The following is a 13,540-nucleotide window of genomic DNA, read 5'->3' as shown; positions in this document are numbered from 1 at the left end:
TTTATGGCTGGATTTCTAGGGGTTGCATTAATGGTGGGTAGGAGGGTTTGGTGCTGAAACTGCAATAGCACCTTGGCAATTTGGGAAATACCTGATGCTGCTTCCAAATGTCCTAAGTTGGATTTAACCGCACCCAGGGCACAGAAACCCCTCTTGGTAGTCAGCTTGGCAAAGGCATTTTTCAGGGCAATAATTTCGATTGGATCGCCAAGACTGGAGCCATTCGCCGCCGATTCAACATAAGTAATCGTCTCAACGGCACACCCACTACGAGCGATCGAGTCTAGCACTAGTTGAGTTTGTTGGGCTGGATCGGGAGCGGTGAATGCTTGTCTGCCACCGCTGTGGTTTACAAAGCTGCTTTTAATGATGCCGATAATTCGATCGCGATCTGCAATTGCCAGACTGAGCGGTTTTAGCAGCAACGCGCCTACACCCTCGCTGGGAATCATCCCATCACCATCGCCCAAACTTCGGCTGAGTTGCCCAGAACCGAGGAAATTCGATCGCTCTAGCGATCGGAATTTTGAAGGTTCTAAAGTCAAATTGACACCGCCAGCCAACGCCATCGAGCAACTACCCTGTAGTAAGCTTTCACAGGCTAGATGGATGGCAGTCAACGAACTGGAGCAAGCGGTATTTAGCACCAGGCTAGGTCCGGTGAGGTCAAAAAAGTGTGACACCTGATTGGCAATTTGCCATTCTGTCCCGTTGGAACTGAGGATCGCTTCCTGTCTGGAAGGATTAGTCCAGGCATACTGACTATACATTGAGCCAACAAAGACACCGATGCCTTTCTTCGAGCGGAGTTGAAACTGTTTGAGGGCTGCTCGCGAATAGCCTGCAGCTTCAAAGGTTTCCCAAGCTATTTCGAGAAACAGACGCACTTCTGGCGACATAGCGATCGCCCGTTCTTCGGAAACACCGAAGAGTTGACGATCAAAATAATAAACATCGTCAAGAAAACCGCCGAAATACGATCGCGTTGAAACTCCGATTTGTTGGGAAACTCCAAAATTCGATCGCCGCACCCGATCTGCCTCGACAATGCAACTACGACCTGTGCTGAGAACTTCCCACAGTTCATCTAAATTGTTAGCACCTGGATAACGACCGGCGATACCGACGATGGCGATGTCCTCCGTTCTGAGATTAGGGGTGTGGGGGTTGGGGGATGTGGAGGGTGCTTGCACTGGGCGGCTTGCCCTGGGCGAAGGCGAAGGGAGTCGAAGTGTAGTGGGTGTGGGGGTGTGGGAAGTGAGGGATTGCTTTCTGACTTGTTCTAAGGAGTCCTGGTGATGGGTTAATAGATACTCAACGAGTTCGCGGGTAGTACTGTATTCAAACAAGATCGTATTGGGCAGGGAGCCTGTCACCTGTTCCAATTTCTGGATCAGTCCCACCTGCACGATCGAATCCACCCCATACTGCTCGAAGGGTGCCTCCAGTCGAATCTTGTGGGCAGGAGTCCTGGTTGCTGCTGATAAGGTCTGACGCACAAATTCTGTAGTCCATTCTGCCAGGGATGCCATACTACTAGTAGTGGGCAGATTTGATGAGTTATCGGGCTGGATCTGGGGGACAGATGCTCGATCGGTAGATGGCAACAAAGGTTGACGAATGACTCCATTACTCGTGGCAACAATGATCTGATGTCCTAAGTCATGGGCAAACTCTACCGGGAACTTGACAGCATCAAAACCTTCGGTTTGCAATACCTGTTGCCAAGCATGAGCATTTAGCCCAGGGCAACCTGGAATACGCACTTCGGGATCTTCAAACCGCCACCAGCCTGACAGTAAACCAAAGGTCAAATGGGAGAACAGGGAACTCTGACCGATCTCGTTGATAAATATTTGTCCACCCGCCCGCATTGCCGCCTTGACATTACGGACAGTCTGACGGATATTTTTAGTCGCGTGGAGGACATTTGTGGCGATGACAAGATCGTAACTTCCCAGTTGAATCGACTGAACACACAGCGGCTGCTCGACATCAAAGCGATCGACCGTCAAAAATGGGTAATTGATCGCGTAATGCTCTTCGGCGTGAATGAGGAATGCCTGGGAAATATCGGTGTAACAATATTCAATAATCCGATCGGCATAAGGCTCCAGCTTTTTGAGTAGGCCGACGGTAGTTCCGCCTGTGCCCGCACCAACTTCCAGGATCCGGATCGAGCGGTTGTCCTTATCCAAACTCAGGATGGCATTGACAACGGCATCAGCAATCACTTCGTTGAAAAAATCTGCCACAGGATTGCCTCGGTATAGTGGCTCGACTAGCCGCAGGGAAGACTTAGGAAACATCACATCCTGGGGAAGTTTGCTGCCGCTGAGGATATCTGCTAAAGAGCGCAGACAGGTCTCCACCAGATTTATTTCTGCAGTTGCGCTGGGACTTCCTGCCCACTCCAGTCGGTTGGTTTGCCAGATCTGCCATAGTTCGGCGACGCTGCTGACATTGGCAGCAACCGCTAACATATCTTCCTGCCGAATTAACAAACCATTCTCTATCAGTAGACGGATACTCTCATCCAACCACTGATGATAGCCTGGGAGAATGAGCGATCGCCCCTTGGGGACATTGAAAACTCCCAGATCGCGCAAGTTGGCAAGCAACAAGTTTTGCAACAAGCGATCGCGGGCATCCGTTCGCTGGGTACGAATTAATTGCAATTGCTGGGAATAGCGTGCTTCAGCATCATTACTCTCAACCATCGAATCGCCTACTGGACAGATTGGATTACCAACTACGGATAACAATTCATCTTCAACTATAAACTCCAGTACTTGAGGTTTGAGCAGGTTGATAAATGCCAGTCGATCGATCTGTCCTGCGAGGAGCCGATCTAGGGCCACCATCGCCTGTGGTGTTTCAATTGAGCCAATCCCGTTTTGCCGCATTCGTTCTCGATAGGCAGCATCAGCCACCACCCCAACGTCTCCCCAATATCCCCAATTCATAACTTTGACCATCACAGCCCACTCTTTGCCAAGCTGCTCGGCGTAGGCATCTAGGAAGGTAGATCCGGCGGCATAGTTGGCTTGTCCTGGCGACTCACCGCAAGAGATCAGAGAAGAGAAAAAGATCACAAAGTCCAATGGCTCCTGCTGGAAAACCTGAACCAAACGAACACTGGTTTCCACCTTAGCCATTAATCCAGTCCGAAACTGAGCCATAGACATCTGCGCCAGACTCCGATCTTGAAGCTCGATCGCACTATGTACCACGCCATTGATCGAACTATAACTTTGGTGAATCTCCCGAAGAGCTTGTGCCAAAGAGGCTTTGTCTCTTGCGTCTGCCTGAATGTAGATCGGTTGCGGCCCGAAGGCAGCTAGTTTTGCCTGTTTGGCGCGGATCCGATCGTCTAGTTCTCGCCGACCGATCCAGATAACTTGTGCTTGATAGTTCTCAATAATATGTCGGCTCCAGACTTCACCCACACCGCCAGCCCCACCAATTGCTACATATACCCCTTGGTGCTTGTAGGCAGGAAAACCTGTGGTTTCAAAGGTGATCGGGATTAGCTTACGGGTAAACCATTGCTGGTTTCGCCGCGCCAGCAAGGGGAAACTATCTTTATCATGGTCGGGAAATAACTCGTCCCAAGATGGTAACTTACTACCATCAATATCCAGTAATCGGACCCGCCAGTGGGGATATTCACTCTTGAGGGTTGCCACTAAACCGTGAATGCTGGCCATGCTCGGATTGACAGTTTCCCAGGGTTGAACCGAGATACTCTGACTCGTCACTACAGTTAGTGCTAGGGATTTTTTTCCGTAACCGCTCGCCAACAGAGATTTGATCAACTGAAACAACTGAAGAACGCCTAACTCCTGCTCATCAATGAGGAGATCGTCATCTAAAGCATATTTAATCGGTGTGATCGCTAACCAAAGTAAGTGATTGATCTCTCCCATTAATGGGATCTGGTGGAAAAATTCTGCCACGGATTGCGGCTGCGTAGAGTCAACTAGGATGGTGGGGCGATCGCCTGCGGTAATTTGGTGTTTCCAGATTTGGGTGTCCCCGAAAACTACCGTACGCCGTTCCGGCGAGGAATTAGCTGGAGACGTGATCGCCACCGAATCCCAAACTGGTTTCAGCGTCACTACTCCCAATCGAGTTTGGGGTTGAATCTGCGCGATCGCTTCAGTGGATTCTTGCTGGCGGATTGCGCGAGCTACAAAGCCCTTCAGCCGCACTCCAACTTTACCATCCTCATTACATAAATCTATATCAATGCGCTGAATCGGGCTATCTGGTTTCGTTTCGGGCGCAAATCTTACCCAAGCCCACATCACGGAGGCAGAGGAAGCGTATATTTCCATCTGTTCTAGGGATGATGGCAACGCCATTCCCAGTGACTCCTGGGAGTCGTTCTCTAGCACTAAACCCAGGCACGATTGCAGCCCAGCGTCCAACATACTGGGGTGTAAAAAATATGAAGACTGCTCTCGATCAACAGGATCGGGCATCACCAATTTCGCTAACACCTGTCGCTCTGTGGCTTTGCCTGCGGACAGGAATAGTGTATCGATAGCCTGGTGGGTCGAACCGTAATCTAAGCCTAATGTGCGAAAAATCTCATAACATTCTGCTGACGAACGTTGCTGGTTGCGAATTTGTTGCTGTAGTTCGCTTAAGTTGAGAGTAGGAGCAGTATTTAAGCTCACCGCTACATAACCGTGACAATGCAGCACAGTTTTGTCTGGTAAGGTACTACCGATTTCAAATCCCATTTGGTTGAGAGCTTCACCATTGTTGCTAGACCCGCGATCAACAAATTTCAACTCAACAGCTATCGGTGATTCATCAATAAACAGAGCTTGTACCCAGGTAATATCCCTCAAGACAATGACGGGATGTTCTGAGTTTAAATGTACAGGGCTGATGCGATTCCAGAAAACGCGGCGAACCATTTCTAGGTACACCACAGCAGGCAAGACTTTCCTCCCCACACCATCCCTGAGTCGGATCTGGTGATCTGTTAGAAAAAATTCATCTCCAGTAAGCTCGTAACTGTAATGTTGTGCGGAACCCTCAACCTGCCTGGGTAGTAATGGATCGCTCCCCTGACTGGGCGTAATGGTCAAATGGCTGAGTGGGGCAAAATTAGCAGTCGGCCAATAGTATTCTCGTGCAAAGGGGTAAGTGGGGGCACTAATGCGGGTGGGGCGGAAAGTATCGCCGTACAATTGACTCCAATCTACCTTGACCCCCTGAATCCATAACTGCGCTAACTTGGCTAAATTCCGTTTCCCTAGCCACTGGGCCAACAATCTTTGCAGATCCTCATCATCGGCAAACAGTTTGAGAATCTGACTCTCTTTGGACGACGAACTAAAATAACAACCCTCACCAGACTGTCCGTGGGTGGCAAATTCACGGAGTTTGGTGATCGCGTCCCCAACGCTATTGACAATGAAGGCAACCCGATTCTCCATCGGCTGGCGACCGCATTGTAATGTGTAGGCAAGGTTAATTAACCATTCGGTATCGGTGGCATCTTCGGGTTGGGTGATTCCCTTGGCTAAGTAACTAATCACTAATTCGACGTATTCTTTGAGCCGCTCCTCTGTTTTGGCTGAAAGCACAATTAGAACGGGCAGATGGAGATGGGTTGGCAATAACTTTGGACTGGGCAGATATTCTTCCAAAATCCCGTGGGCATTCGTGCCCCCAATGCCAAAAGCACTTACAGCCGCACGACGGGGCGAGGAGCCAGCCTCCCATTTACGGAGACTGTCTACGACAAAAAAGGGTGATCGCGCAAAATCAATGGCTGGATTTGCTTGGCTAAAGTTGATTGACGGTGGTATCTTTTTATGGTATAGACTTAGGGCTACTTTAATACATCCTGCCAACCCCGCCGCCGTATCCAAGTGTCCGATATTTGGCTTCACCGAACCAATGGCACAATACTGTTGGCGATTGGTATATTTTTGATAGCTGTCGCACAGAGCCTGAATCTCGATCGGGTCGCCAAGTTTAGTACCAGTGCCGTGAGCTTCAACATAGCCAATCGTCTCTGGGTTAATTCCCGTAGCCGTCAAGGCTAGATCGATCACTTGGGACTGACCTCCCACGCTGGGTGCGAAGAATCCAGCCTTATTTGTGCCATCGTTATTGATCTCAATCCCTCGAATCAGCGCGTAAATGCGATCACCATCGGCAATGGCTAGGGGAGCTTTTTTCACCAATAGCACCGCCACGCCTTCACTGGGAACTAGTCCATCCGCAGCCGCATCGAAGGTACGACAGTGACCGTCACTAGATAAATTCAGTCCTGGACGATGCACATAGCCGATCTCGGACTTAGGCAATAGGGTTGACGCGCCGACTAAGGCGTAGTCAGACTGCCCCAGACTGAGACTTTGATACGCGGCACTAAGTCCCGCCAAGGAGGAAGAACAGTTTGTATGCACAAATACGCTCGGACCAGTGAAGCCTAGCTGATAAGAGATCGTCGTGGGAATCGTGCCACTCTGATTCAACATCCAAGCGGTATATTCGTCTGTTGGCTCAATAATTCCAGCCCGATCAACCAAGGTGTTGTAACCGCTGTTGCTGGCGGAGATAAACACGCTAGTCCGAGGGATTTCGCTGGATACATATCCCGCATCTTCCACCGCTTGCCAAGCGTGCATCAGCAGCAATCGGAATTGGGGGTCCATGAACAGGGCATTACGCGGGGAGATATTAAAAAATTCGGGATCGAAATTTCCCTTACCCTCAATCGTGCGCTGAACCCCAACAAAGTAGGGATTGCGGATCGAGGCTTCGTCCACACCAGCTTGGCGTAGTTCTGCCGCTGAGAAAAATTGTCCGCTTTCCTTACCCGCACAAATATTCTCCCAGAATTGACCGTGATCGGGTGCGCCTGGAAAGTGACAAGAGATCCCCACGATCGCCAGGCTGTCCTGCAAATCCGATCGGTCTTGATCGGCTACCAACTCAGACACAGATAGTGAAGCCCCGAAGGGTGTGGAGATCGGCAGATCGGTCTGTTTGTCTCCTAAATAGGTGGCAAGATCGCGGATCGTTGCATACTTAAATAAGGACGTAACCGAAAACTCGCGATCGAATCTCCGCGCAATCCGATCAGCCAAAATTACGGCCAGAACTGAATCACCACCAGCCGCAAAGAACCCATCATTAATGCTAATATCGGTGACATTGAGTACATTTTTCCAAATGTCTGTCAGGATCGCCTCAGTTTCAGTTCGAGCAGTTACTTTCTCAGTCTGCCGTTGAATTGTCACTTCTCGATGAGCGAGAGATTGGCGATCTACCTTACCATTAGCCGTTAGCGGGATCCGCTCTAGGGCGACGAAGGCGGTGGGAATCATGTAGTCGGGTAGATGCTGCTTCAGATGTGCGATCACATCGGAGTCTGGGGGTAATTTACCTGCATAGCTCGATCGGGGTACATAATAGGCGATCGGCGTTTGGACTCCCTGACGTTCCTTGGCTACGACTACACATTCAGCCACTGCGGAATGACGACTCAATTCCCGTTCGATTTCTTCCAGTTCGACCCGAAAGCCCCGAATCTTGACCTGAAGATCCAATCGCCCCAAATGCTGAAGTTTGCCGTCGGGGAGCCAGCGGCAGAGATCTCCCGTGCGATACAACTTACTACCAGTATTCGCCTCTAGGGGATGGTCAATAAATTTTTGGGCGGTAAGTTCTGGCTGATGCCAATATCCCCGCGCCAACCCCGCGCCAGCGATGCACAGTTCGCCTGGAACGCCGATCGGGGCGAGACGATCGGAGCTATCCAGGATATAGACACGGGTATTGGGGAGCGGCTTACCAATGCTAACTGCATCGCCGGGTCGGATCTGTGCCAGCATCGACCAGATTGTAGTTTCGGTCGGCCCGTAAAGATTCCAAACTTCGCAGCCGATCGCTGCAAACATCGATTGGAGCCGATCGTTCAAGGACTCGCCGCCACAGAGGATAGTCAAGTTCTCCTCATTTTTCCAGCCTGACTGAAGCAACATCGTCCAAAACGATGGCGTAGCTTGCACAATCGTCGGTTGCGATCGCCGAATTTCCGCCTTAACCGCCTCAATATTTTTGAGTAGATCGCGCTCGCAAATAATACATCGCGCCCCCTGAACGAGGGGGAAAAACAGTTCCAACGCGGCGATATCAAAACTGTAGGTTGTCACCGCCAGAAAGTCTGCCACAAACTGTTTGCCGATCTTGTCCGCCATCCCATATAAAAAGTTGGTTAACGCCCGATGCTCGATCGCTACGCCCTTGGGCTGGCCAGTGCTCCCGGATGTATAAATAACATAGGCGAGATTGCCCAGATCCGCCCCAGATGAGAGATCCTCCATCGATGCTGCTACCCGTTCGATTTCCGCCCCTTGCAGATCCAGGTTAATATACCTTGCATCGATGGCACCGATCCGATCATTCAACCACGACTGGGTAATCAGGAAGGAAGCACCACAGTCGCGCAGCATATATGTCAACCGTTCCTGGGGAAATTCTGGATCTAACGGCACATAAGCTCCACCAGCTTTCATAATCCCTAGTAAAGCAACGATCATCTCCAGCGATCGCTCGACACAGACCCCTACCAAGGTTTCCGCCTGGACACCTTGGTACCGTAGGTATTTGGCTAAAGCTGTACTTTGGCGATTTAGTTCTGTATAGGATAGAGTTCGATCTCCGCAAACCACCGCTACCGCATCAGGCGTTCTCGCGGCTTGAGCTTGAAACAGTTGATGAACGCAATAGTTGGGATATGGGACTGAAGTGGCATTTACTTCTGACTGTAGCCACTGTCTTTCTGCGTCATCCATCGGATCGAATGTCGAGATCGACCCCTGGGGATGGGAAATTGCCACTTGGATCAGATTCAAGTAATGACCGAGCATCCGTTGCATCGTAGTTGTGTCATACAAGCTTGGATTATATTTAAAATTGATGTGATACCCATTCGCTGTTTCAAATACCTCCAGTACCAATTCGTATTCACCTTCTTGGTGGATATCGAAGCTAATTTCTAGCTCGAACAGGTCGCCGTAACAATGGCATAGGTGTTGCAGATCCCCAGGTGTCAGCCCATTCTGGTATTCAAAGGCTACTTGAAACACGGGGGCGGCGTTTTCATTAGGCAGAATACCAAGATCTCGGACAACGGTTGTAAATGGCACCATTCCATGGTCGAGACTATCGGATATGGTGTACTGAAGATGTTCCAGAAAAGTCGCAAATGTTTGCTGACTGAATCCGGTGCTGCGGATCGCCACCATATTGATAAAATAACCGATGACTGATCGGAATCTTTCTTCGGGTCGTCCCATACTCGGCATGCCAACGATGATATCCTCGCAGTTGGTATATTTATGCAACAAAATTTTAAATAAAGCCAAAAATATGGTAGAAGGATTGACTCGTTGTGCCTTGCTAAAACGCTGGATTTGAGCCGCCAGGGACGGCTTGATCGCCATGGAGATCGTCTCACCGGAAAACAGGTCTACATTTGAACGCGATCGATCGGTGGGAAGTTCGAGGATCGGCAGATCGCCTGAAAGTGTCTGCCGCCAATATTCTCGATGTTTTTTCCCCACACTAGAATCCAACATCTGCCGCTCCCACAGCACAAAATCCTGATAAGTCGTAGAGATCGGCGCGATCGCTGGGGATTCTCCGCGCAGTAACTGACGATACGCCGTCAATAGTGAATCAATCAAGGGCAGGAATGATCCACCATCAAATACAATATGATGTACGCAAATCAGCAGATAGATTTCACTGGGGGATTTTTGCAGTAGGTCTACCCGGATTAACGGACCTTGTTCCACATTGAAGGGCTGTTTCGACTTATCCCTGAGTCTGGATTTGATGCTCTGCTCATCTAGGACTGAAATATCTTCGGTATTGATGCGGATCTCTCCCCCCGCCACCAGATCTTGTCTGAGAATACCGTCTCGTTCAAATAGGCGATAGCCGAGCACAGGATGCTGTCTTAGCACTGCCTGCAAAGCCTTTGATAACAGCGCAGGATCGATGGAATGCCCCCGAATCTGGAGACACAAGGGGATGTTATAGGCAGTTAGATATGGAAAAGACTTCTGCAATGCCCATAATCCTGTTTGACCTTCCGAGAGCGGAAAATTTCCCAACTCTCGATGGGGTGATGTATTTACCTGTGGATCGGGGTTCGCTCTATTTACCTCTAAGTCGATCCTCTGACTCAAGTGTTGTGAGAGCGATCGAATGGTCGGATGCTGGAGCAGATCTCGACCGAGAACTTCAATGTTGAAGGTTGCTGACAGACCGCGCATCACCCGCATTCCAGTCAGAGAGTCGATCCCGTAATCTTGCAGATGCCGATCCTCATCGATGCGTTCTGGGGTGAGGTCGAGTAACTGAACGAAAACACCCCTGAGATATCGACGCAGGTTGTCTCCGCTGGATTGCTCTGGATCGATGGCAAAATCCCCTAACTCCTTCTTCGTCATCACCGCCAGATCTGGAGAGGGCTGCGGCTCTTGATCCAGCCAATAGCGTTGTTTTTCAAAGGGATAAACAGGTAGTGGCACTCGGCGTGCATGGGGATATTCCGGCAATGAAATCGCACCGCCTTGTACCCACATCGCGGCGATCGCCTGCATTCCTTGGAAACTGGAGCTATCTTGCCGGGGAGCGGAACGCACTGTGCCAGTAAAGACAGGATGGAGATATCCTCCAAGGCGATCGCCTGCTACGAGATGGGATTGTAGTGCCGTCCTGAGTTGTTCGCGATCGCCCACAACCATTGCCAGACGATAATCCATGTGTTCGCGCCCATGAGACAAAGTATGGGCAATATCTTTTAGATCGGGGACTGATGGACTGGCAAGAAATTGATTGAGTTCTCTAGCTAGGACTATTAACGATTTCTCAGTTTGGGCAGACAGGACGATCAGAAACTCAGAAGTATCATCGACGACAGGCAAAGATTGACTGGGAGCAGAGGTTCGAGCCGACGGACGGTACTCCTGAACTAAAATATGCGCATTATTGCCGCTCATCCCAAAAGAATGCAGCCCAGCTAGGCGCGGCTTGTCTGTTTTAGGCCAAGGCAATGTCTCACTAGCCAGAACACAGGGCAGATCCTCAGTCTCCAGCCCCAGATTCCCATCGGCATAGCCGATAATCTGATGAAGGCGATCGGTTTGCAAACTTCGGAGGATCTTTAATAGTGCCCCCAGGGCAGATGTCGATTCCATATGCCCAATTAAAGGCTTGAGGGTACTAACTCGACAGAAGTGGCGATCCAAAGTCACGCCTTTGGCTTTAGCTAGCGATCGCAGTGCCCGATTAAAGGCTTCCCATTCGGCTAAGTCGGACAGCCGATTCCCCATTCCCTGAGCTTCGATATAACTCAGATCCCGTGGGTCGATCCCCGCGTCTCCATAGCATCGCCCGATTAGGTCTACATGGCTCTCGATATTCGGAGCAGCACTCGAAGTACCCCCTTGACCATTGAAGTTAATCGCCGTATTCGCGAGCAGCCCATAAATAAAATCGCCGTCGGCTTCCGCTGGGGAGAGCCGCTTTAACATCACACTAACAACACCTTCAGCCCGCAAATGTCCGTCCGAATTTGCCTGAAATGACTTGACGGAATTAGTTCGGCTCAGTTGTTTGGTACTGGACAGCGCACAGAAAGGCTGTGGTCGTAACAACAAGTTGGCACCACAAACAATCGCATTGTCGATCTCACCCGATCGCAGTGCCATTACAGCCCGATGCAGAGCGACTGCTCCACCAGCACACTGGGCATCCACTATCTCGCTGGGTCCTCGAAAATCAAAAAAATAGGCGATCCGATTAGCTAGCATTGATGCCTGTCCGTAGCCTGCACCCAAATCGAGTCCGCGTTCATTCAATATCTGAAGATAATCATCGTCCTGATGAGCAACATAAACTCCAGTGCGCGATTTCTTGAGAGTTGTCGGTGCATATCCGGCATCACATAAAGTTTGATACACCGACATCAGCAGCAGGCGTTGTCGGGGATCGATTCGTTTAGCATCGAACGGCAAGATATTAAAGAAATGCGGATCGAATCCGGCGATATCGGGAATAAAGCCGCCCCATTTACAATCAGTTTTGCGCGGATCCTTACCGGACGGATCGTAATACTTCCGCCAATCAAAGCGGTCGATCGGAATTTCGGCGATCGCCGAACGGTCTTCATCTAAGGCCTGCCAAAATTCACGGACTGACATACAACCAGGCAAGTAACCAGACAGTCCCACAATGGCGATCGGCTCTAGTTGGGGCGCAGGTGGCACAATCGATTCTGCTTGTTTGGATGGACGCGACTCTCTGGAGGCGCGATCGAATGCTTCTTTAATACAATTAAGTTGGTATTCAGTATTCATCATCAATCCACTGCTGGCAAATAATGGGAAATCAATTCTTCCAAGTAGGAGAGCGACTCCTTGACTACCGTGTAATCCACGCCGAAATCGACCAAGCAGGCGATCTCGTTCACACCAATCGCGATCGCTTCATCCACAACTTTCCTAGCGTCGTCCACAGTGCCGAACATAGCCGCTGTTTTCACATATCGTTGATAGGCATAATCGAGTATTTTAGCCTTCTCTCGATCCGAGACACCCTCATTGGTTACACTTCTTTCGGTCAATACCTGTATATGTGCATCTAAAGAACTTTTAATATACTCCCTAAAGGGTGATTCAATCGCCTGATGCACCAAATTACGGCTGTGGTGAACCAGTGTATGTAGCATGAGAGTTACGATGCCCGATTGGGGATCGTGTCCCCCTTCTGCTCGTCCCTGACGATATAAAGCGATTTTTTTGCCCATATCTTCAAAGTTGTTACCGTAGAGCATAGTAAAAATATTGTATCCTTGACGACCTGCATATCTAAACCCATCATCACTCTTGGTTACAAGTAGCCAGACTTTCAGTTCCGGTTGCAGCGGACGTGGATAAACCACGATCGGGACAGGTTCACCATCGGGTCCGGGAAAGGTGACAGTTTCGCCTCGCCACAGCTTTTGCACCAGGGGAATCCACTCACTACAAATCTTACGGCGATCAGTATACTTTTCGGGCGCGTAAATGAAATCTGGCTTGCTCCATCCTGACCCAAAGCCAAGATCCACTCGTCCATCAGATAATATATCATTCATCGCCCACCACTCGACGATTTCAGCGGGATGATGGAGCGGGAGAGAAATCCCTGCCGTTCTAAACCGAATCCGGCGCGTCTGGGGAATCAAATAGGCTGCCATCACTGCCGAATTCGCAAAGATCGAACCAAACTCGTAGAAGTGACGTTCTGGGATGTAGATAGCCGCAAACCCTGCTCGATCGGCAAATACCGTGATCTCTCGCACGAATTCATATTTCTGCTTGTCCGTTACATCTTTCCTCACATCAGAAAAAAACAGCAAACTGAAGGAAATTTGGTGATTATTTTCTGGTCTGCGGTTAGCTGTTGGCGGCGGTAGACCGAGTAGTTCTTCGATGGAAGTGGTCATAAT

General features: G+C 49.9%; 2 protein-coding genes (1 of these 2 only partly in view). Both read right to left on the bottom strand.

The window, feature by feature from the left end:
• Positions 1-12,410 carry the 5' portion of a non-ribosomal peptide synthetase gene (locus tag CUN59_RS00015; protein ID WP_104385913.1) on the bottom strand. The gene continues 16,372 nt to the left of window position 1, outside the view, so the window shows 12,410 of its 28,782 coding nt (coding positions 1-12,410); it begins with the start codon at positions 12,408-12,410; the stop codon falls past the left edge of the window.
• Positions 12,410-13,537, bottom strand: coding sequence for a MupA/Atu3671 family FMN-dependent luciferase-like monooxygenase (locus CUN59_RS00010; protein WP_104385912.1), 1,128 nt, complete (start codon positions 13,535-13,537; stop codon positions 12,410-12,412). The genes CUN59_RS00015 and CUN59_RS00010 overlap by 1 nt, the downstream gene beginning before the upstream one ends.
• Positions 13,538-13,540 lie beyond the last annotated feature (3 nt).

The sequence above is a fragment of the Cuspidothrix issatschenkoi CHARLIE-1 genome (assembly GCF_002934005.1).
GTDB lineage: Bacteria > Cyanobacteriota > Cyanobacteriia > Cyanobacteriales > Nostocaceae > Cuspidothrix > Cuspidothrix issatschenkoi.
The sequence above is the reverse complement of the archived record's forward strand: the minus strand, read 5'-3'. Positions and strand labels throughout refer to the sequence as shown.